The sequence below is a fragment of the Novosphingobium resinovorum genome (assembly GCF_027922145.1).
Taxonomy (GTDB): Bacteria; Pseudomonadota; Alphaproteobacteria; order Sphingomonadales; family Sphingomonadaceae; genus Novosphingobium; species Novosphingobium resinovorum.
Genome location: NZ_BSFC01000024.1, coordinates 1 through 20,507, shown reverse-complemented (window position 1 = coordinate 20,507; position 20,507 = coordinate 1). Strand labels below are relative to the sequence as shown.

Genomic DNA, 20,507 nt, shown 5'->3' with positions numbered 1-20,507 from the left:
GGGGATCATGCTCGAAGACACGCACCCTGCGCTCCCCAAGGCTGGACGCCCCACGCGCGAACAGGCCCAGGTCCGGCAGGTCGCCCTGCTCGACACCGCGCTCGAACACTTCCTCGACAAAGGATACGAAAGCGCCACGATCGAGGGGATCGCCGCCGACGTGAACATGACCAAGCGGACGGTCTATGCGAAGTACCCGGACAAGGCCGCGCTATTCCGCGCCGCCGTCCGCCACGGCACCGAGGCCCGCGCGGTCGGTGCCGAGGTGATCGCCGCCACGCGCAGGGACACGCTGGAGGATACGCTCATTGCCATCGCGATGCTGCGGATCGGACTGGTGGGAGAACCTGCGGGTGCGAAGCTGCAACGGCTCATCAATACCGAGAGCTACCGCTTCCCGGACATCTTCCAGACCTATTACGACATCGCCGCGCTGCCGACCGTGCGGTTCCTCGCGCAGATCCTCGAGGAAGAGACCGAGGTAGGCCGTCTCGCCATCGGCGACGCGATGCTTGCGGCCAACGTGTTCATGAGCATGGTCGTCAGCGGCCCGGTGCGCTTCATTCTGTCGGGAAACATGCTGCCCGCACCAGACATCGACCGGCGCGTGCGCTTCGCCGTCGATCTGTTCCTTAAGGGGGCGGAGCCGCGCTAGACCAGACACACCGCGACCCGCGAAGGTCGGGCGCGGCAGGGGAGAATGCCGAAATGTCCGATAATTCCGCGAAGCCGCAACCCGTCGTCGTGATCACCGGCGCCAGTTCCGGCATCGGCAAGGCCAGCGCGACGGAGTTCGCCCGCATGGGCTGGCACGTCATCGCCACCGGACGCGATCCAGCCCGCTGCGATGCCGCCGAAGCGGAACTGCGCGCCTTCGGCAAAGTCGATTTCCTGCGCGGCGACTTCGCCGAAATGGCCGACGTGCGCCGCGTCGCGCGCGAGATCGCGGCCCTGACCGATAAAGTCCAGGTCCTCGTCAACAACGCAGGCGGCATCCGCGACGGGCTCTACGTGTCCTCCGAGGGGCTGGAGGCGACTTTCGCCGCCAACCACCTCGCCCCTTTCCTGCTGACCCGCGAACTGCTCCCTCTGCTGGAGCGCGCGGGGCAGGACAGCCCTCCCGGCACGGTGCGGGTGATCGCCGTCTCATCGCTCGCGCATGAGCAGGCGAAAGCGATGCGCTGGGACGACCTGATGATGCTGGACGACTTCGCCACCGGTCCCGCCTATTGCCAGGCCAAGCTCGCCAACCTGCTGTTCACCCGCGAACTGGCCAGCCGCCTCGCCGACAAGGGCATCACCGCGCAGGCCATGCATCCGGGCAAGGTCGGCTCGAATTTCTGGAGCCACGGCGAAGCCTCGCTGCAGGCTTATGGCAAGGGACAGGATCTCGTCTCGCCCGAGCAGTCCGCGCGCACGATCGTCTGGCTCGCCACCGCGCCCGAGGCGGGTACGAACGGGGGACGCTACTTCCATGACCTTGCCGAGATTCCGGCGGCCCCGCAGGCGCTCGACGACGCGGCGGCCGCGCGGTTGTGGCAGGAGAGCGAGCGCATTCTCGCCGATCTCTGAGGAAGTGCCCCGTGCCCGATCCTTGATGGAGCAGGTCACGGGGCGACGTCTGCGACCCGCATGGGCTACCGCTCAGGGCGCGGAGGAAGGGAGAGGACTCCGCGCCCCTGGCCGCGATGCGCGGGCGACCATTTGCGGCTGATAAAGGGTATATAGCAGGCAAACGATTGCAAATTGTTCTTTAGGCCTAGAGGAATTTGCGTAGCGGTTGGTCGATACCCTAAAAACCACGGCGCCCGCGCTTGACCCCGTGGCGCCGCGCGCCGCAAGGAGGCGGCGACATACTCGACACGGGAACCTGCCCTGATGACTTCGATCGACCGCCCCCGCCGCAGCGCGCTCTACCTGCCCGCCTCGAATGCCAAGGCTCTCGCCAAGGCGCGCACCCTGCCCTGCGACGTGGTGATCCTCGACCTCGAGGACGCAGTCGCACCCGAAGCCAAGCAAGAGGCACGCGCTGCCGCCGTCGCCGCGATCGCGGAAGGCGGCTTCGGTCACCGGGAAGTCGCGATCCGCGTCAACGGCCTCGATACCGAATGGGGCGCGGCGGACCTTGCCGCCGTCGCCGGGTCGAAGGCCGACGCGGTGCTGGTGCCCAAGGTCAACGGCCCGCAGGACATCGACCGGCTGCAGGATGCGCTGAGCGGCGCTCCCGAAACCCTGCAGCTCTGGGCGATGATAGAGACTTGCGCGAGCGTCTTCGCACTGGAGCCGATCGCGGCGAAGGCCCGTTCGACGCGGCTGTCGCTGTGGATCATGGGCCTCAACGATCTCGCCAAGGAGATGCGCGCGCAGTCGGTGCCCGAGCGCACGCCGTTCCTGCCGTTCCTGTCGATGGCGGTCGCGGCCGCGCGGGCGCACGGCGTCACCGTGCTCGACGGCGTCTGCAACGAATTCCGCGATTTAGGTGTGTTCGAGGAGGAGGCGCGGCAGGGGCTGCTGTTCGGCTTCGACGGCAAGAGCCTGATCCATCCCGCGCAGATCGAGCCCTGCAATACGGTGTTCTCACCGAGCGAAGCGGACCTCGGCTGGGCGGCCTCGGTGATCGCGGCGTTCGCGTTGCCAGAGAACCAGGGCAAGGGCGCGATCAAGGTCGATGGCAAGATGACCGAACTGCTGCATCTGGAGCAGGCCCGGCGGCTGGTCGCGGTGGCGGAGCGAATTGCGGCTTCGGTTTGAGGCCACGATCATTCTCATTGGGTCGTCATTCCCGCGCAGGCGGGAACCCATCTCCTGACGGCGCCTGTTGCAGTTCCATCAGATGGGTCCCCGCTTTCGCGGGGATGACGAAGAATGTTTAAGGCTGGCACGTCGAAAGAACCGGAGTGGAGACCGACTGCTACTCGCTCTTGGCCCCGGCTTTCCCGATCACCCCAGGCTCATTCGCGATCACCCTCAAAACCGCCGTCCAGGCATCGACGTTCTGCTGCAACGCCGCAGGATCGACCTTGTCGAGCGTATCGTCCGGCGTGTGGTGCAGATCGAAGTAGTGCATCCCGTCCTGCCCGAGATCGATCACCGCCAGATTCTGCGCCTTGATGATCGCGGCGACGTCGGCCCCGCCCTCGGTCTCGCCATCATGTGGGACGACGCCCATCGGCCAGAGCGCGGCCTTCACCTTGTCCACCATCGGCTTGTTGTCGGCGGCGGTGTTGAACTTCGCCGCCCACACCTTGTCAGCGCCGAAGTCGCTCTCCATCGCGACGGCGTGGGGCTCCGACCCGTGCATGCGCGCATAGGCCGCACCGCCGCCGCCTCCGACGCCCATTTCCTCGTTGCCGGACCACAGCACGCGGATCGTGCGCAAAGCCTGCCCGCCCTGCTGCGCCGCGAGTGCCGCCGCCGTCACGATGGCGCAACCCGAGGCGTCGTCGATCGCGCCGGTGCCGAGGTCCCAACTGTCGAGGTGACAGGCGATAACGATGATCGGCAACGAGGGATCGCGCCCCGGCAGGTCGGCGATGACGTTGCCCGAAGGCGCATCGGGGAACGGCTTGCCCTCCAGCGTCAAGTCGATGGCCATCGGCTTGCCGCCCGCCGCAGCCCTCGCGGCGGTGCGGGCGATCAGGTCGGCATCGGGGTTCGAGACCGCGCCTGCCGGGATCGGCTGCACATCCTTGGCAAAGATGGTGACGCCGGTATGCGGGTTGCGGTGGCTGTCGGTGCCCGCCGAACGGATCACCACGCCCGCCGCGCCCTTGCGCGAGGCGATCGTCGGCCCCTGACGGCGCACGTTGCCGTAAGGGCCATAGCCCGAACCGTCCTGCGCCGCGCGCATCGCGTGGTCGATGAAGGCCACCTTGCCCTTGAGCGATCCGTCGGGCGCCGCTTCCAGCGCATCGAGCGTCGGGAAGTAGACCAGCGGAGCCTTCAGCCCGCCCTTGGGTGTCGGCACCGAGAAACCAAGCGCGGTGATCGCCAGCGGCTGCGCGTAAGGCGCGGTCAGCTTCGCGCTCTCGGGACCGCGCTTCCAGGCGAGGGTCTTGAACTCCTCCACCCGCACGTTCTGGAAACCGAGCGCCTTGAGCTTGGCCGAACCCCAGTCGCGTGCGCGCGCCTCGGCCTCGGAGCCGGCCATGCGCGGGCCGATCTCGGTGGTCAGGCCCTCGACGATGTCCCAGGCGACGCCTGAGCCCTGCTGGGGAGTTGCGAAAGCCGGGACGGCAGCGGACAGCGCGGCGGCAAGAAGCCCCGCGCGAAGGACTGGGAGGGTGCTCATATGCGCAAGTGCTAACCGAGCGATCCGTCGCTGCCAAGCGTCGTCCCGGCTGCCAATTGCGGCGGCCCCCTGATGATCTCCCCGCAGTCTCGTCATTGCGAGCGCAGCGAAGCAATGCAGAGCGGCTTGAAACTGCCCTGGATTGCTTCGCTGCGCTCGCAATGACGAAGATTTTGCAGATCAACTCGTGTGGATAATCCGAGGCTCGTCTTGCCGCCGAGAAGCCGAGCGAACACAACCGCGCCATGCTCGCCGCCCTCACCCGTCTTCAGGCCCTCGCCGTGATCGCCCTCTTCGTGGTGCTCGCACTGGCGACGCTGAAGATCGGCGCCTCGCAGTCCGGTGAGGCGATCAGCGGCGACGGGCGCTATTCCGACGTGCAGCTCTATCACGACATCGGCAATGCGGTGGCCGGGGGCGAGGGCTACTACCATGCCGCCACCCGCCTCCAGCGCGCGCACGGCTTTCCGACCAGCCCCTTCGTGACGGTGCGCCTGCCGACGCTGGCGTGGATCGAGGCAGCGCTGGGCTGGCGCACGGTGCATGTCCTCCTCTGCGTGCTGCTTGCCGTCACCGCCGCCGCATGGTTCGCGATGCTGCGGCCGCTGGTAAGTGGACGCGAGCGGATGCTGGCCATGCTGCTCATTCTGGTCGGCGGCGCGATGGTCGCCAGCCCCGGGCTTTCGGTGTCGCATGAATTGTGGGCGGGCGTGCTCGTGGCGCTGGCCATGGCACTGCGGGTCAAGGGCCTGACCGCCCCCTCCTTCCCGACCGCCGCCTTCCTCGCCGCCGCATCGGCGCTGGCGATCCGCGAACTGGCGCTGCCCTTCGTGCTGCTCGCGGCATTCTGGGCTTGGCGGAGCGGCCGATACCGGGAACTGGCCGCGTGGGCTGCGCTGATTGCAGGCTATGCCGTGGTATTGCTTCTGCACCGGCAGGCGGTCGTGCCGCTCTCGCTTCCCGGCGATACGCTGTCACAAGGCTGGGACGGTCTGCGCGGGCCCCGCGCGGTGCTGCAGGACATCGCCGACGTGACGTTGCTGCACCTGATCCCGGCTCCGTTCAGCTATCTCGCCGTGCTACTCTGCCTGCTCGGGTTCCTGGGAGCGCCACCGCCGCTGGCCCGCTTCGCGCTGCCGTGGCTGGCGACGATCGCACTGCTGCTGGCGGTCTTCGCAAGGCCGGTGAACTTCTACTGGGCGATCCTGAGCGTACCGACCGTCATGGCCGGACTGGCCTTCCTGCCGCGGACACTGCGTGACTTGATCAGAGCGGCATCGTCATCCCGGACGTGATCCAAGACCGCTGGCCCTGACCAGCCCACGTTGCTTCACGCGCCTTGCGCGATGGTTCGTGCCTGAAGACCGCCACCGGTCCCGGATCAAGTCCGGGACGACGCGGGTACTTTGCCGTACCCTTGGCAATCCGTGCTCTGGCCTGTAGTAGCGGCCCCAACTCTTTTCCAGACTTCGAATTCCATCCAGAGGAACCGCATGGCCGCCCAATACGCCTATGTCATGAAGGGCATGACCAAGACCTTCCCCGGTGCCCAGAAGCCGGTGCTCAGCGACATCTCGCTGCAGTTCTACCAGGGCGCCAAGATCGGCATCGTCGGCCCGAACGGTGCCGGTAAATCCACCCTGATCAAGATCATGGCCGGTATCGACACCGATTTCACCGGCGAAGCCTGGCCCGGTGAGAACATCACCGTCGGCTATCTCGAGCAGGAACCGGAACTCGATCCGACCAAGACCGTCCTCGAGAACGTCAAGGACGGCGCGCGCGAGACCGCCGATCTGGTCGACCGCTTCAACGAGATCTCCAACATCATGGGCGACCCGCCGGAGGACGTCGATTTCGACGCACTCATGGAGGAAATGGGCGACCTGCAGGGCAAGATCGACGCGGTCGACGGCTGGACGCTGGACAACCAGCTCGAGATCGCCATGGAGGCCCTGCGCTGCCCGCCGAGCGACTGGCCGGTGAACAGCCTGTCGGGCGGTGAAAAGCGCCGCGTCGCGCTGACCCGCCTGCTGATCCAGAAACCCTCGATCCTGCTGCTCGACGAACCGACCAACCACCTCGACGCCGAATCCGTCGAATGGCTGGAAAACCACCTCAAGGAATACGCGGGCGCGGTCTTGATGATCACCCACGATCGCTACTTCCTCGACAACGTGGTGAACTGGATCCTCGAACTCGATCGCGGGAAGTACTTCCCGTATGAGGGCAACTACTCGACCTACCTCGAGAAGAAGTCCAAGCGCATGGAGCAGGAGGACCGCGAGGAATCCGGCCGCGCCAAGGCGCTCAAGGAAGAACTCGAGTGGATCCGCCAGACCCCGGCCGCGCGCCAGACCAAGTCCAAGGCGCGTATCCGCAAGTTCGAGCAGCTGCAGGAAGCGCAGTCGGGCCGCCGTCCCGGCAAGGCCCAGATCGTCATCCAGGTGCCCGAGCGTCTCGGCGGCAAGGTCATCGAGGTCAATAACATCTCGAAGGCCTACGGCGACAAGCTGCTGTTCGAAAACCTCTCGTTCATCCTGCCGCCGGGCGGCATCGTCGGCGTCATCGGCCCGAACGGCGCCGGCAAGTCCACGCTGTTCAAGCTCATCACCGGCAAGGAAACGCCTGACGAGGGCACCATCGAGATGGGCTCGACCGTCCACCTCGGCTTCGTCGACCAGAGCCGCGACCACCTCGACCCCAAGAAGAACGTTTGGGAGGAAATCTCCGACGGTCTCGACTACATGAAGGTCAACGGTCACGACACCTCGACCCGCGCCTATGTGGGTGCTTTCAACTTCAAGGGCGCCGACCAGCAGAAGAACGTCGGCAAGCTGTCGGGCGGTGAGCGCAACCGCGTCCACATGGCCAAGATGCTCAAGGAGGGTGGCAACGTCCTCCTGCTCGACGAACCGACCAACGACCTCGACGTGGAAACGCTGGGCGCGCTGGAAGAGGCGATCGAGAACTTCGCGGGCTGCGCCGTGGTCATCAGCCATGACCGCTTCTTCCTCGACCGTCTCGCCACCCACATCCTCGCGTTCGAGGGCAACAGCCACGTCGAATGGTTCGAGGGCAACTTCGCCGCCTACGAAGAGGACAAGCGCCGCCGTCTGGGCGACGCCGCCGACCGTCCGACCGCGCTGGCGTACAAGAAGCTGACGCGCTGATTTGCGCTGTTTCGAAAGCCGCTGCCCGGGAAACCGGGCGGCGGCTTTATTTGTCGCTGCAACATTACGAAACTTAACGGTGAGCAACGCCGCCATTCACCATTGCGACAGCGCTGATCCGGTACACCCTGTTCAACGATGAGCCGCGCTTCGCCGTCCGGCACTTCGGTTTGGAGACCGGAACAATGGCAACGAAAAACAGAAAAGCAGGTGTACTGATCGCCGTCGCCACCATGGCGATTGCGATCACGGGGATGTCCAGCCCCGGCTTCGCGCAGGACCAGGGCCGTGAGCGCGGCAACAATGCCCGTGCCGAGCGTCCGCAGTCCCGGCCGCAACCTCAGCCCCAGCAGCAGCGACTCAACGGCCGCAGCGAGATCGGCCCGCAGCTTCGCCAGATGCGCGAGCAGCAGCGCCAGCCTCAGGCACGCCCCGCCCAGCAGCAGGGGCGTGGAGACGACCGCCCCAACTGGCAAGGTTCGCGCCCCTCGTCCGGCCAGCAGCAGGGCCGCCCGTCGTGGCAGGGCAACAACCAGCGCCCTGACAACGATCGCGGCGCCGGTCAGGCGGTCCGCCGGGACGACAACCGCGACCGCGACAACGCGTGGCGGAATGGTAATGGCCGACCCGGTGATGGCAGGCCCGGCAATGGGCAGGCAGGTAACGACCGCCGCCCGGACAACGATCGCAACCCTTCGTGGCGCGCGGACAACGACCGTCGCGGCGACAACGACCGCTGGCGTGACAACGACCGCCGGAACAACAACGATCGTTGGCGCAACAACAACAACGGCTGGCGCGACAACGGCCGCGGCGATCGCTACCAGTCCTGGAATCGCAACGACTGGCGCCGCGACAACCGCTACGACTGGCAGCGCTATCGCGACCGCAATCGCAACACCTATCGCATCGGCCGCTATTACGCGCCGTACAACGGCTACTCCTACCGCCGCCTGAGCATCGGCTTCTCGCTGGGCTCGATGTTCTACGGCAACCGCTACTGGATCAACGATCCTTGGGCTTACCGCCTGCCACCGGTCTACGGCCCCTACCGCTGGGTCCGTTACTACGACGACGTGATGCTGGTCGATATCTATAGCGGCGAAGTGGTAGACGTGATCTACGATTTCTTCTGGTAAGCTGCCAGACAAGAGATACGGAAAACTCCCGGAGGTAAAACTCCGGGATTTTTCTTATCACCCCTGGAAATCCGGCAATCCGATACTTCACGAGGGCAATTGAACTATCTGCGGATACGGATAGTCTAGCTGCCATGACGGAGCCCGCACATCCCGACCGCAAGGCTCTCGCCCGCATGGGCGCGGTGGTACGCGAACGACTGGCCGGAGAACCCGCGGCGCGCCGTTTTCCGGAGGATCGCGCGGAAATCTACGCCATCGACGGTTTCCTGACCCCGCCTACCTGTGCGCGCCTGATGACGCTGATCGATGCCGTCGCCTGCCCTTCCAGCCTTGTCGAAGAAGGCCTCTGGCCCGGCTACCGCACCAGCTACTCGGGCGACCTTGACGAAGCCGACGAATGCGTGCGCAATCTCGATGCGCGCCTTTCCGCCATGACCGGTATTGCGCCCACATGTGCAGAAGCCGCGCAAGGGCAACGCTACCTTTGCGGCCAGTACTTCAACGAACATTGCGACTGGTTCGACACCGCTGCCGGGTACTGGCGAACCGAGCGACGCTGCGGAGGGCAGCGCAGCTGGACCGCCATGATCTATCTCAACAGCGTCGATGAAGGCGGCATGACCGACTTCACCCGGGTCGCGCTCAGCATCCCGCCTTGCGCCGGCACGATGCTGCTATGGAACAATGCCCTGCCCGATGGCACGCCGAATCCCTGGACCATGCATGCGGCGCGCCCGGTGGTACGCGGGGTGAAGTATGTCGTAACCAAGTGGTTCCGCACGCGGACCTGGCAGTGACGCCTTGACATTTATCGCCAAATAGGTTATATGGCCCGGCATCCGATCCGGCGATGATCACGCTGGAGAGGTGTATCGGGTCGGCGTCGTGGGCCGGGATGCGGTTTCAAGCCGTAGCTACGCAAACCACGCGTCCGTTCGAAGACCCGGACTGTCCCTGAGCTACCGGAAAAGCCGTCCATACGTTCCTGCGACACACGGCAGGACTTGGGATGACCATCCCGGATAGCCATCGGCCGATAACGATGCGAACCCTAACGACGGCCACATGGGACTTTCCGATGGAATACAGGTCGAGCCGGGCTGCCCGCTGCTACCCGGCCGTTCGCCCGAGCTTGCGGAACACAAAACCCTGCGTCCCAGCTTGGACGCTCCCGACGCCGACCCGATGTTCACTCTCGGATGCGTTGATTTCCCCGGCGTAACGGCCCGCACTCGCCAGCGGGTGTTTTTGCATGTCCGGTGCACACCCTGGTACGCGCAAACCAAAACCCGTCATTCCAGCGAAGGCGGGAACCCATCTCCAGTGATCTCGTGTTGCACAAGCATCAGTTGGGTCCCCGCCTTCGCGGGGATGACGGCTCTTATGTATTTCAGGTTTCCGCGCCTGCCCGGCGCTCAAGATTCTCGAACAGCTGATCCATCCGCTTGTGCAGGCGGATGATCTCCAGCTGCGTGCGCAGGTTCACCTCGTAGTCGTGCCGCGCGGCGATGCGGTCCTTGTCGGAGGCGCGGTTCTGGCTCATCATGATCACCGGCGCCTGGATCGCCGCCAGCATCGAGAGCATCAGGTTCAGGAAGATATAGGGGTAGGCATCGAAGGGGTGCAGCCCGAAGTCCTCGAGGATGCGGCTGTTCACCAGCATCCATCCCAGCAGCACCACGCCGAAGGCGATGATGAAGCCCCAAGAACCGCCGATCGCCGCGACGCGGTCGGCCAGCCGGTCGCCGAAGCCGGCATGCAGCGATGCCTCTTCCTGCGCGTCCGGTCCCATGACCTGGCCCGAGGCGATGCGCTGCAATACGCGCCGTTCCTCAGCGTCCACGTCGGTCAGCTTGCGCCCGAGCAGTTCCTCGCAGAGTTGCTCGGGCGTGAGGTCGGTCCGGTGCATCGCGTCTCCGTCAGGTCAGGCCGAAAGAGCCTCGGCGATCAGCAGCCGCGTTTCGGGAATGCCGTAAAGCGCGATGAAGCTCCCCATGCGCGGCCCCTGCGGCGAACCGAGCAGCGTTTCGTAGAGCGCCTTGAACCAGTCGCGCAGGTTTTCGAAACCGTAAGCCTCGTTCTTGCCGATCTCGTAGACGATGTTCTGCAGGTCTTCAGCCGAAGCCTCGCCCAGCGCCGCAAGCTGCGAGTCGAGGTCCTTCAGTGCGGCGGCCTCATTGGCCGTGGGCGCCCGGCGCTGAAGCGTCGGCGCGATGAAGTCGCGGTTGGTGGCGAGCGCGGCGCGAACCATTTCGGCAAGGTCCGGGTGTGCCTCGGGGCTGGCATCGGCCACGTAGTTGCCGAGGTAGGACCACACCTGCTCCGCGGTCGCTTCCGCGCCGAGCACGCCGACGAGGTTGAGCAGCAGCGAGAAGGTCACCGGCACCGCATCGCCCGCGCCGCCCTTGTCGCCATTGGCGCGCAGCAGGTGCCAGGTCGGGTTGCCCAGCTGCTTGTCGAGCGCTTGGCCCGCGAGGTTGCCGCGGAACTGCCAGTATTCGTCGACCGCCTTGGGGATCACGCCGGCGTGGAGCTGCTTGGCGCTCTTGGGCTCGCGGAACAGGTAGAAACCGAGCGACTCCTCGGTCCCATAGGTCAGCCACTGGTCGATGGTCAGGCCGTTGCCCTTGGACTTTGAGATCTTCTCGCCGTTCTCGTCGAGGAACAGTTCGTAGATCAGCCCCTCGGGCTTACGCCCGCCGAGAACCTGCACGATCTTGCCCGACTGGGTGACCGAGTCGGTCAGATCCTTGCCGCACATCTCGTAATCGACGCCCAGCGCAAACCAGCGCATCGCCCAGTCGACCTTCCACTGCAGCTTGGCCTTACCGCCAAACGCCGACTGCTCGACGACCGAGCCGTCCTCGTCGGTGAAGCGGATCATGCCGGTCGCCGCGTCGACAACCTCGACCGGCACCTGCAGCACCACGCCCGTCGTGGGCGAGACCGGCAGCACCGGCGAATAGGTCCGCCGGCGCTCCTCGCGCAGCGTGGGCAGCATGACGTCGAGGATCGCCTGGTTGCACTCCAGCACCCGCGCCAGCGCGGCGTCGAACGCGCCCGAATTGTAGCGGTCGCTGGCCGAGACGAACTCGTAATCGAAGCCGAAGCGGTCGAGGAATTCGCGCAGCATCGCGTTGTTGTGATGCGCGAAGCTCTCGTGCGTGCCGAACGGATCGGGGATGCGGCTGAGCGGCTTGCCGAGGTTGGCGGCGAGCACGTCGGCGTTGGGAATGTTGTCGGGCACCTTGCGCAGCCCGTCCATATCGTCCGAGAACGCCACGAGCCGCGTCGGCGCGCCGCCGGTCAGCGCCTCGTAAGCGCGGCGGACCAGCGTGGTGCGCAGCACTTCCTGGAACGTGCCGATATGCGGCAGGCCCGAGGGACCATAGCCGGTCTCGAACAGCACCGGTGCGCCGTCCGGTTTGCCCTGCGGAAACCGCTTGAGCAGCTTCTGGGCCTCCTGGAAGGGCCAGGCCTTGGACACACGTGCGGCTTCGATCAGGGCATTTTCGGTCATGGCCCGCGCTCTAAGGCGAAATGCGCGATTTTCGCAAGGCTGGAGTCTATAGTTCACGTACCCCAGCCTCAAAACCCACCGTCATCCCAGCGAAGACTGGGACCGCTGGCCGCGTAAAGCCCAACCCTCGGCCGGGCGCCCTGACGATAGTTGGCAATAACAGGCTAACGGTCCCAGCCTTCGCTGGGATGACGGCATATGAGGAGGAGCGTTCAGCCCCTCCTTGCACGCTCAGTCCCGCCATGCCCAGTCGTAGACCAGCGCGTCCTCGCGGAACGCGAACCGGTCGATGTGGCGGGCGACCACGTCGGTCAGCCCCTGCACCGCGTCGCGGTCCTCGCCGGTGATGGTGATGGCGATGCCTTCCGCATCGGCGTCCATCACGGTGACGGCATTGGGGAACGTCACCGTTCCCTTATCGCCGTCCACTGCGGTTTCCAGCTTGTGACTCCAGTGCTTGCAGAGCTGGCGGACGTACTTGCCGCCATTCGGTGTCTTCACGGTTGCGGCGATGGTGCTCACTTCTCGATCCTTTCGATCTTGCGGGTGGCCTCGTCGATGACATCCGCGATCTGCAGGATGAAGTCACGGTCGGCCCCTTCGGTCGAGAGCCGGTCGAACACCGCCGTCTTGAGCGCGTGAAAGGCCCGGCGCACCGGCGCCGGATCGACCCGGTCGCGCTGGGCGGCAAGCGCCCCGAGGCGGCCCTTGAGTTCGGCGAACTTCTCCGCATCGGCCCCAGCCTTGGCGCGGCCTTCGGCGGTGGCCTCGAAAGCCTTGCGGGCGCTGTCGCCGGAGACGGGGGCGATCAGGCCGGTCTCTTCCATGTAGATCAGCGCGGGGTAGACCACGCCCGGGCTCGGCGCATAGTCGCCGCCCGAAAGCGCCTCGATCTCGCGGATCAGTTCATAGCCGTGGCGCGGCGCCTCGACGATCAGGGCGAGCAGCAGGGTCTGCAGTTCGGCCTGGTCGAACAACCGCTTGCGACGACCGCCGCCGCGCGGACCGTCAGGACCACCGCGTCCGCCGCGACCTTCAAAGCCGCCACCGAAGCCGCCGGGAAAGCCCTTCCCGAACCCGCCACCAAGCGGTCCACGGGCCAGCCCGTGCAGGCCGTGCCTGCCGCCGTGGCGGCCAAGCATCGCGCGCAAGTCTTCGGCGCCTTCGGACATCGCAGAGATCATGTCCTCGCGCCCGAAGCGGCGTTCTCCACCGTGACGGCCGCGTCCGCGGCCATGGTTGCAATCTGAGTTGCTCATCATTCTTTCCATATGCTTCATGATGGCCTTAAGATATAACTTGAGTGAAATCCAACAAGAGGGAAATTTGTATCGAGCCGTAATTTTTTCCGTGGAGCGCGAGAGCCCGGCGTTTCCAATTCCGCCCCCCGTGCCTAATGAGAGGCCATGGCCGCCCTGCCCCTCCCTGCCCTCCACGCCAGTCATGGCGGCTGCTGGCTGCGCGAGAAGGATCTGACCGGCCTCGGCACCCGCCCTCTTTCCAAGGGCGAGGCGGTGATGGCCGCCGCTGACACGCCGCTGCTGATCCTCAACGCGCCCCTGCTGGCCACGCGGCTGGGCTATCCGGACCTCTCGGGGCTGGACCTGCTGGAACTCTACGCCTTCGTCCATCCGGCGCGCTTCGTGGTGCCGACGCCCAAGGGCCTTGCCCATGCCCTCGGCCTCGCCGAGCCGGAGGGCGATTCCGATGTGCCGCGCCTGCTGCAGGAAGCGGCCGGCGCCCTGCTCGACATGTGCGAGAACGGCGCCTGGTCGGAACGCGAGGGCGCGTGGACGTCGTTGCAATCGCTGGTGAGGATGCGCTGGCCCTGGGCCACGCTGCTGACGGGGCGCATCCGCAAGCCCGAGCGTGCCGAGCGCTGGCTGTTCACCCGCCTGCCCGAATGGGAGGAAACCCCCGAAGTCCCCCAGCCTCGGCAGGTCGTGCTGGAGGACGAGGAAGTCCTGCAGCGCCTCGCCAGCCTCACCGGCAGCACCGCCGAGCAGCGCCCCGGCCAGCGCGCCTATGCGGTGGAGACCGCCCACGCCTTCGCCCCACGCGAACGGTCGGGCCGTCCGCATGTGCTGCTGGCGCAGGCGGGCACCGGCATCGGCAAGACACTGGGCTATCTCGCCCCCACCTCGCTGTGGACCGAGAAGGCAGGCGGCACCGTCTGGGTCTCCACCTATACCAAGGCGCTGCAGCGCCAGCTCCGCGCCGAAAGCCGCCGCGCCTGGCCCGAGCGCCGCGCCGACGGCACCCGCCCGGTCGTGGTGCGCAAGGGGCGCGAGAACTACTTGTGCCTCCTCAACCTCGAAGATGCGCTGCAGGGCGGCTTCAACGGCCGCGCGGCGATCCTCGCGCAACTGGTGGCGCGCTGGGCGGCGTACTCGCAGGACGGCGACATGATCGGCGGCGACCTGCCCGGCTGGCTCGGCACCCTGTTCCGCCAGCGCGGCATCGCGGCGCTGACCGACCGACGCGGCGAATGCGTCTACGCCGGGTGCCCGCATTACCGGAAGTGCTTCATCGAGCGTGCGACCCGCGCCAGTGTCGGCGCCGATCTCGTGATCGGCAATCACGCCCTCGTCATGGTCAATGCCGCGCGCGGACGTGACCCCGCTTCACGCCCGACTCGCGTGGTATTCGACGAAGGCCATCATGTCTTCGACGCCGCCGATTCCACCTTCGCCGCAGCGCTCACCGGCGCCGAGGCGATCGAACTGCGCCGCTGGGTGATAGGTCCGGAGAAAGCCTCCAAGGGCCGCCGCCGTGGCCTCTCAGCCCGCCTTGCCGACGTCGCTAGCTACGACGAGGCTGGCGCCAAGGCCATCGCCGCTGCGCGCGAGGCCGCAGAGGCACTTCCCGGCGACGGCTGGATGGGCCGCATCGCCGAGAACGCCGCCTCCGGCCCGCTGGAGGAACTGCTCGCGGCGGTGCGCGCCACCGTCTACGCCCGCGACGAAAGCGGCGGGCAGGAAGCGGGCTATGGCCTCGAAACCGAAGCGGCCAGCCTCGAAGGCTCGTTCGTCGAGATCGCGCAAGGCGCCCGCGCGGCGCTGGCGGAACTGCGCCAACCGCTGATCCGCCTCGGCATGCGTCTCGAAGCGCTGCTGGAGGAGCCGCCCGACTGGCTCGACGGACCGGGACGCGCCCGCATCGAAGGCGCGCGCCATTCGCTGACATGGCGCGTCGATACCCTCGGCGCCTGGGAATCGCTGCTCGACCGCATGGGCGGCCCGGCCGATCCCGAATACGTCGACTGGCTCGCCGTCGATCGATCGGAAGCGCGCGAATTCGACATCGGCATCCACCGCCGCTGGCTCGATCCGATGAAGCCCTTCGCGCAAATCGTGCTCGAACCGGCACACGGCGTCGTCATGACTTCGGCCACGCTGCGCGACGGCGAGGACTGGGCCAAGGCCATCGCCCGCTCCGGCGCGCCGAACATCGAGGTGATGCCGCGCCTGTCGATCCACCAGAGCCCGTTCGACTACGCGACACAGGCCGAAGTGCTGATCGTCACCGATGTGCCCAAGGGCGACATTCCCGCCCTCTCCGCCGCGTTCGGCCGCATGATCGAAGCCTCGCGCGGCGGCGTGCTCGGCCTGTTCACGGCGATCCGGCGACTGCGTGCGGTCTATGGCCGCATCGCCGACCGGCTCGCGCGCGGCGGCTTGCCGCTCTACGCGCAGCACGTCGATCCGATCGACACCGGCACGCTGGTCGATATCTTCCGCGACGATCCCGCCGCCTCACTGCTGGGCACCGATGCCTTGCGCGACGGGGTGGACGTGCAGGGCGACTCCCTGCGCCTCGTGGTCATGGAGCAAGTGCCCTGGCCGCGCCCGACGATCCTGCACCGCGCCCGGCGCCTGGCGGGCGGGGGCAGCGCCTACGACGACACACTGATCCGCGCCAAGCTGGCGCAGGCTTTCGGCCGCCTCATCCGCAGCCGCGAGGACCGGGGGCACTTCGTCGTGCTCTCGCCCGCGTTCCCCTCGCGCCTGCTCTCCGCCTTCCCGGCGGGGACGCCGATCCGGCGCGTTACGCTGGAGGAGGCTTTACAGCGCGTGGCCGGTCATGCTCAAGGAGCCGCAGCGGACCGGGCGGAAGACTCGCAGTCGCTATCCTGATCCGCTGTTGTAGAGTTCGCCCCATGAAAATCCTCGGCATCTTCCGTCACGCCAAATCGGACTGGACCGACGCCCGGCTGCGCGACTTCGACCGTCCGCTCAACAAGCGCGGCCGCGTCGGTGCGGGTGTCATGGGCAAGCACATCCTCGAACACGGCGTGGGCTGGCGCTACATCCTCGCCTCGCCCGCCGTGCGCGTGACGCAGACGATCGAACTGGCCGGGGAAGCGGCAGGCGAGACGCCGCCGGTCACCTGGGACCGGCGCATCTACCTCGCCAGTTCGGCGGCGCTGATCGACGTGCTGAAGGATCAGGAAACGGACCCGCGCTCGATCCTGCTGGTCGGGCATAATCCGGGACTTGAGGATCTGATCTTCGACCTCGTGCCGGATGACGGATCCAGCCCCCTGCGTGACGTGGTGGAGGACAAGTTCCCGACCGCAGCCTATGCGGTGGTGGAACTCGACATCGAGCGCTGGTCGCAGCTTCGCGAAGGCTGCGGGCGGCTGACGCATCTGGTGCGGCCGCGCGACCTCGATCCTTCGCTCGGGCCGAGCCTGACGGAATAACCCTCCGTCATCGCATAACCCTTTCGTCATTGCGAGCGAAGCGAAGCAACCCAGGTCAGCATTAGGCCGCCCTGGGTTGCTTCGCTTCGCTCGCAATGACGAATGGGGGAGCGAAAACGCTCCCTCGAGATCACCCCTGCACTGTCTCCGTAATCCCCGCGAGGTGCAGCTTGTGCGCCAGATACCGCTCGGCATCGAGCGCGGCCATGCAGCCCACGCCCGCAGCGGTGATCGCCTGACGATAGACATGGTCCGACACGTCGCCCGCCGCGAAGACGCCGGGGATGGCGGTCTTGGGGGTGCCCGGCTCGACGATCAGGTAGCCGGTGTCGTCCATCGCCAGCTTGCCCTTGAACAACTCGGTCGCGGGCGCGTGGCCGATCGCGACGAAGGCGCCGTCGGCCAGAAGTTCGCTCTGCTCGCCGGTCTCGGTGTCGATCAACGCGAGGGCGCGCAGGGCGCCGTTCTCGCCCGCGAGGAAGCGGTCGACCTTCTTGTTCCAGACCGTCGTGATCTTGGGATGCGCGAAGAGGCGGTCCTGCAGGATCTTCTCCGAACGCAGCGAATCGCGGCGGTGGACCAGCACCACCTCGGTCGCATGATTGGTGAGGTAGAGCGCTTCCTCGACCGCGGTGTTGCCGCCGCCGATCACGACCACCTTCTTGCCGCGGTAGAAGAACCCGTCGCAGGTCGCGCAGGCCGAGACGCCCTTGCCCGACAGCTCCTGCTCGCCGGGGACGCCCAGCCACTTGGCCTGCGCGCCGGTGGCGATGACGAGGGTGTCGCCCTCGTAGATGTCACCGCCGTCACCGGTGGCGACGAAAGTGTCGCCGGTCAGATCGACGTTGGTGATCGTGTCCCACATCATGCGGGTGCCGACGTGGACCGCCTGCGCCTCCATCTCCTGCATCAGCCAGGGGCCCTGGATGACCTCGCGGAAGCCGGGGTAGTTCTCGACGTCGGTGGTGATTGTCAGCTGGCCGCCGGGCTGCAGGCCCTGCACGACGATTGGCTCCATGCCCGCGCGCGCGCCGTAGATGGCGGCGGAAAGTCCGGCCGGGCCGGAACCGATGATGAGCATGCGGGTCTTGTGCGTGGTCGCCATTTCGTAACTCTCGCGTGAAATCCTTGGCCCGCGAGATAGGGCCTTGCGCCTCGCTCGCCAAGCGCTGCGGCGGAAAAGCATTACTTTCATCCCCGCAAATTCGCCCTTGGATTGACCTGCGCGGCGCGCGTCCCCATCCAACGAGGATGAAGAACCAGCTCGGCCCCACCTCGAACCGTTTCGTCTCGCAGCGCCTGCGCCTGCACTATGTCGATTGGGGCAATTCCGATGCCCCGCCGCTGATCCTGCAGCATGGCGGGCGCGACCACTGCCGCAGCTGGGACTGGGTGGCCGAGGAACTGCGCCGCGACTGGCACGTCATCTGTCCGGACCTGCGCGGCCACGGCGACAGCGAGTGGAGCCCGGAGGGGCACTACGGCATGGACGCCTTCGTCTACGACTTCGCGCAGCTGGTCCACACGCTGGGGCACGAGCAGGTGACGATCGTGGCGCACTCGCTGGGCGGCAACATCGCGACACGCTTCACCGGGCTCTATCCGGAGAAGGTGACGAAGTTCGTCAACATCGAGGGTCTCGGCCCGCCCCCGGGCCTGCGCCGCCAGCAGGAGGAGGAAGGCGCCGGCGACCGGCTGCGCAAGTGGATCGAGGACAAGCGCAAGGCCTCGGGCCGCACGGTGCGCAAGTACGCCTCCCTGCGCGACGCCTACCAGCGCATGAAGGAGGAGAACGGCTTCCTGACGGACGAACAGGCCCGCCACCTCACCATCCACGGCGCCACCCGCAACGAGGACGGGACGTGGAGCTGGAAGTTCGACAATTACCTGAACGTCTGGACCGCCTCGGACCTGCCGACCGATCATGTCACCGCGCTGTGGCAGGCGATCACCTGCCCCACGCTGATGCTGTGGGGCAAGGACAGCTTCGCCAGCAGTCCGGCGGGCGACGGGCGCATGGACTATTTCCCCAGCGCGCGGCTGATCGAGTACGAGAACGCCGGACACTGGCTGCACCACGACCAGTTCGACCGGTTCATGGGCGACGTGAAGGCATTCCTCGACTGAACCGGAGCCGTCGGCTTCAATTTTCCCCCAGCACCTCCCGCAGGCGGTCGCGTTTGGTTGGCGTAAGGGTAAGTGCCTCTTCAAGATAGGCTTCGAGGCTGCCGCAACGGTCTTCTATCGCCGTCCAGGCCGCGTGCAGATACTCCGCATCCGCACCCATCAGGACGCGTAGGACGGCATCGTCGAGTTGACCGGTGATGGCCCTGATCGTCTCCGCTCCGGAAGCGATCCGTGCCTCGACATCGCCAGCGCTGTTGGTCAGCAAGTAGTCCGCCATGATATCGTCGCGATGCACGCCAAGTGCAGCATGGAGCATGGCGACCGCGATCCCGGTACGATCCTTGCCTGCCATGCAGTTGACGAGACTCGGGCCCCTTGCGCGAGCCAGTTCGTCGAACCATTGGCGGATCATGACCTGCAATTCCGGTCGGAAGCAGATACCCTCATAATTGCGCTTCAGGCTGTCATGCGTCGATTGTACGGTCCGCTGACGGGTCGTCCGGGCGGCCGCCAGATGCGGGGCATGCCGCAATACAGGGTCGACCGCGACTACGATTCTGGCGGCAAAGCCGGCCGGTCGGCGGCATGGGTGTACCGTGCGCTCCTTCGAGGTCCGCAGATCGAACACACTCGCCAGTTCCAGAGCCGAGATGCGTTCCAGATCCGCATCACTGGCGCCATAATGCTGGCCAGAGCGCCAGATCGTCCTGCACCTGATCCGTCCACCCGACTGCAGGGGGTAGCCGCCCGCATCGCGGAAATTATGAACGCCCTCAAAGCGCATGACACGGTCGCTAACGTTCACGCTATCTCACGTACTGCCGATACCATATTCCAGACGTATCTTGCAGAAGAGATTCGGAACAGAGGACCTGTACGCAAGGGTAGCGGATGATCGCCGAAGTGATGCGACAGAAAGGCACACCATGCCTCGGTACGCTACGAAATCAGGCGAGCAGGAAGTATCCGAGTGCCGCCCAGCAGGCCATGCAAAGCAGGATCGCGATCGTCAAACCGCGCCCGTCATGCTCTTCACCGCGGTCCATGCGCTGTGCGGCATAGACCATCCCCGCAGACAGTCGTGCAGGAAAATCCCGACCACCATCATGGATACGCTCGAAACGGATGATATTCTCGTCAGCGACCTTCATAACGCATCCTCAATTGCCGAGGCGGCTCTCAGACGGCTTCCGCGCGTCCTGCTCGCCCAGATCAATCCCGAAAGGGTGCGCCTTTTGACGTCACTCCCATTTGCTTCCTGAGACAACTCTTACCAGAATCCGCCGCTTTGTTCCAGAATATCCCGAATGCATCACATCATTTTAATCCCCAATGCGGCAGCGATATTATACTCATTCAGAAGGTAATTTTCGTGCCGATTGGTGAAATATCGGCACCATCAAGGCAGTGGGCATTATTGCGGTGCAAAACGCGCCCAAGCCTAGGAAATGGGGACTAACTGCAATCGTTGCGCAAGGTAGGTTCGCCGTTTTCGCGTTAGCGTCCGCGCTCGTGGTGTAATTTCCGGTGTAGATTGAGGCGATCGCAT

General features: G+C 66.0%; 18 protein-coding genes. 10 read left to right on the top strand and 8 right to left on the bottom strand.

Going from position 1 to position 20,507, the window contains the following annotated elements; genetic code table 11:
* Positions 1-7: 7 nt before the first annotated feature.
* The 3 genes from PKE80_RS15000 (at position 8) to PKE80_RS14990 (ending at position 2,751) form a co-directional block, all read left to right on the top strand.
* Entirely contained in the window at positions 8-655 is a 648-nt protein-coding gene (locus tag PKE80_RS15000; RefSeq protein ID WP_271183201.1) for a TetR/AcrR family transcriptional regulator, read from the top strand.
* 53 nt (positions 656-708) lie between these two features.
* Complete coding sequence (locus PKE80_RS14995; protein WP_271183200.1) at positions 709-1,572, top strand: SDR family NAD(P)-dependent oxidoreductase; 864 nt, start codon at positions 709-711, stop codon at positions 1,570-1,572.
* Between the two features lie 306 nt (positions 1,573-1,878).
* The gene (locus PKE80_RS14990; RefSeq protein WP_271183199.1) at positions 1,879-2,751 is read left to right on the top strand and encodes an HpcH/HpaI aldolase/citrate lyase family protein; all 873 of its coding nucleotides are present in this window, start codon (positions 1,879-1,881) and stop codon (positions 2,749-2,751) included.
* 160 nt (positions 2,752-2,911) lie between these two features.
* On the opposite strand, the gene PKE80_RS14985 is transcribed toward PKE80_RS14990, so the two are convergent.
* The gene (locus PKE80_RS14985; protein ID WP_271183198.1) at positions 2,912-4,291 is read right to left on the bottom strand and encodes a M28 family peptidase; all 1,380 of its coding nucleotides are present in this window, start codon (positions 4,289-4,291) and stop codon (positions 2,912-2,914) included.
* A gap of 245 nt (positions 4,292-4,536) precedes the next feature.
* Here PKE80_RS14985 and PKE80_RS14980 point away from each other — a divergent pair, with 245 nt between their 5' ends.
* The 4 genes from PKE80_RS14980 to PKE80_RS14965 all read left to right on the top strand — a co-directional run bounded on the left by PKE80_RS14980 (position 4,537) and on the right by PKE80_RS14965 (position 9,403).
* On the top strand, positions 4,537-5,586 hold the full coding sequence (locus PKE80_RS14980) for a hypothetical protein (RefSeq protein WP_271183197.1): 1,050 nt from the start codon (positions 4,537-4,539) through the stop codon (positions 5,584-5,586).
* 198 nt (positions 5,587-5,784) lie between these two features.
* Positions 5,785-7,464: an energy-dependent translational throttle protein EttA gene (gene ettA / locus PKE80_RS14975; protein WP_008830987.1), complete on the top strand. Its 1,680-nt coding sequence runs from the start codon at positions 5,785-5,787 to the stop codon at positions 7,462-7,464.
* 185 nt (positions 7,465-7,649) lie between these two features.
* Positions 7,650-8,603: an RcnB family protein gene (locus tag PKE80_RS14970; RefSeq protein WP_271183196.1), complete on the top strand. Its 954-nt coding sequence runs from the start codon at positions 7,650-7,652 to the stop codon at positions 8,601-8,603.
* Positions 8,604-8,737: 134 nt separating this feature from the next.
* Positions 8,738-9,403 carry a 2OG-Fe(II) oxygenase gene (locus tag PKE80_RS14965; RefSeq protein ID WP_271183195.1) on the top strand — a complete coding sequence of 222 codons (666 nt, stop codon included), beginning with the start codon at positions 8,738-8,740 and terminating at the stop codon, positions 9,401-9,403.
* A gap of 593 nt (positions 9,404-9,996) precedes the next feature.
* On the opposite strand, the gene PKE80_RS14960 is transcribed toward PKE80_RS14965, so the two are convergent.
* The 4 genes from PKE80_RS14960 to PKE80_RS14945 all read right to left on the bottom strand — a co-directional run bounded on the left by PKE80_RS14960 (position 9,997) and on the right by PKE80_RS14945 (position 13,310).
* Complete coding sequence (locus tag PKE80_RS14960; RefSeq protein ID WP_271183194.1) at positions 9,997-10,515, bottom strand: DUF1003 domain-containing protein; 519 nt, start codon at positions 10,513-10,515, stop codon at positions 9,997-9,999.
* A 15-nt stretch (positions 10,516-10,530) separates the two neighbouring features.
* On the bottom strand, positions 10,531-12,126 hold the full coding sequence (locus tag PKE80_RS14955) for a lysine--tRNA ligase (protein ID WP_271183193.1): 1,596 nt from the start codon (positions 12,124-12,126) through the stop codon (positions 10,531-10,533).
* Between the two features lie 231 nt (positions 12,127-12,357).
* A complete protein-coding gene (locus PKE80_RS14950) occupies positions 12,358-12,648 on the bottom strand; it encodes a DUF2218 domain-containing protein (protein WP_008832215.1) in 291 nt (96 codons plus the stop codon).
* Positions 12,645-13,310, bottom strand: coding sequence for a PadR family transcriptional regulator (locus PKE80_RS14945; protein ID WP_008832214.1), 666 nt, complete (start codon positions 13,308-13,310; stop codon positions 12,645-12,647). The genes PKE80_RS14950 and PKE80_RS14945 overlap by 4 nt, the downstream gene beginning before the upstream one ends.
* A gap of 222 nt (positions 13,311-13,532) precedes the next feature.
* Here PKE80_RS14945 and PKE80_RS14940 point away from each other — a divergent pair, with 222 nt between their 5' ends.
* Together PKE80_RS14940 and PKE80_RS14935 are read left to right on the top strand one after the other, a co-directional pair.
* Complete coding sequence (locus tag PKE80_RS14940) at positions 13,533-16,262, top strand: ATP-dependent DNA helicase (protein ID WP_271183191.1); 2,730 nt, start codon at positions 13,533-13,535, stop codon at positions 16,260-16,262.
* Positions 16,263-16,285: 23 nt separating this feature from the next.
* Positions 16,286-16,831 carry a SixA phosphatase family protein gene (locus PKE80_RS14935; RefSeq protein WP_271183190.1) on the top strand — a complete coding sequence of 182 codons (546 nt, stop codon included), beginning with the start codon at positions 16,286-16,288 and terminating at the stop codon, positions 16,829-16,831.
* A gap of 130 nt (positions 16,832-16,961) precedes the next feature.
* Here the strand turns inward: PKE80_RS14935 and trxB are convergent, their stop codons facing one another.
* Entirely contained in the window at positions 16,962-17,936 is a 975-nt protein-coding gene (gene trxB, locus PKE80_RS14930; protein WP_036522857.1) for a thioredoxin-disulfide reductase, read from the bottom strand.
* A 146-nt stretch (positions 17,937-18,082) separates the two neighbouring features.
* Between trxB and PKE80_RS14925 the strand changes: the two genes are divergently transcribed.
* Positions 18,083-18,958 carry an alpha/beta fold hydrolase gene (locus PKE80_RS14925; RefSeq protein WP_271183189.1) on the top strand — a complete coding sequence of 292 codons (876 nt, stop codon included), beginning with the start codon at positions 18,083-18,085 and terminating at the stop codon, positions 18,956-18,958.
* A 16-nt stretch (positions 18,959-18,974) separates the two neighbouring features.
* On the opposite strand, the gene PKE80_RS14920 is transcribed toward PKE80_RS14925, so the two are convergent.
* On the bottom strand, positions 18,975-19,763 hold the full coding sequence (locus PKE80_RS14920; RefSeq protein WP_271183188.1) for a tyrosine-protein phosphatase: 789 nt from the start codon (positions 19,761-19,763) through the stop codon (positions 18,975-18,977).
* Positions 19,764-19,905: 142 nt separating this feature from the next.
* Positions 19,906-20,109, bottom strand: a complete 204-nt coding sequence (locus PKE80_RS14915; protein WP_271183187.1) for a hypothetical protein — start codon at positions 20,107-20,109, stop codon at positions 19,906-19,908.
* Positions 20,110-20,507: the final 398 nt, after the last annotated feature.

Bases quoted from the DNA above. Each gene is read 5' to 3' on its own strand.
- PKE80_RS14955 (WP_271183193.1), bottom strand. From the start codon at position 12,126: ATGACCGAAAATGCCCTGATCGAAGCCGCACGTGTGTCCAAGGCCTGG.
- PKE80_RS14945 (WP_008832214.1), bottom strand. From the start codon at position 13,310: ATGATCTCTGCGATGTCCGAAGGCGCCGAAGACTTGCGCGCGATGCTT.
- PKE80_RS14935 (WP_271183190.1), top strand. From the start codon at position 16,286: ATGAAAATCCTCGGCATCTTCCGTCACGCCAAATCGGACTGGACCGAC.
- trxB (WP_036522857.1), bottom strand. From the start codon at position 17,936: ATGGCGACCACGCACAAGACCCGCATGCTCATCATCGGTTCCGGCCCG.
- PKE80_RS14960 (WP_271183194.1), bottom strand. From the start codon at position 10,515: ATGCACCGGACCGACCTCACGCCCGAGCAACTCTGCGAGGAACTGCTC.
- PKE80_RS14980 (WP_271183197.1), top strand. From the start codon at position 4,537: ATGCTCGCCGCCCTCACCCGTCTTCAGGCCCTCGCCGTGATCGCCCTC.
- PKE80_RS14995 (WP_271183200.1), top strand. From the start codon at position 709: ATGTCCGATAATTCCGCGAAGCCGCAACCCGTCGTCGTGATCACCGGC.
- PKE80_RS15000 (WP_271183201.1), top strand. From the start codon at position 8: ATGCTCGAAGACACGCACCCTGCGCTCCCCAAGGCTGGACGCCCCACG.
- PKE80_RS14925 (WP_271183189.1), top strand. From the start codon at position 18,083: ATGAAGAACCAGCTCGGCCCCACCTCGAACCGTTTCGTCTCGCAGCGC.
- PKE80_RS14915 (WP_271183187.1), bottom strand. From the start codon at position 20,109: ATGAAGGTCGCTGACGAGAATATCATCCGTTTCGAGCGTATCCATGAT.
- PKE80_RS14940 (WP_271183191.1), top strand. From the start codon at position 13,533: ATGGCCGCCCTGCCCCTCCCTGCCCTCCACGCCAGTCATGGCGGCTGC.
- PKE80_RS14970 (WP_271183196.1), top strand. From the start codon at position 7,650: ATGGCAACGAAAAACAGAAAAGCAGGTGTACTGATCGCCGTCGCCACC.
- PKE80_RS14985 (WP_271183198.1), bottom strand. From the start codon at position 4,291: ATGAGCACCCTCCCAGTCCTTCGCGCGGGGCTTCTTGCCGCCGCGCTG.
- ettA (WP_008830987.1), top strand. From the start codon at position 5,785: ATGGCCGCCCAATACGCCTATGTCATGAAGGGCATGACCAAGACCTTC.
- PKE80_RS14990 (WP_271183199.1), top strand. From the start codon at position 1,879: ATGACTTCGATCGACCGCCCCCGCCGCAGCGCGCTCTACCTGCCCGCC.
- PKE80_RS14965 (WP_271183195.1), top strand. From the start codon at position 8,738: ATGACGGAGCCCGCACATCCCGACCGCAAGGCTCTCGCCCGCATGGGC.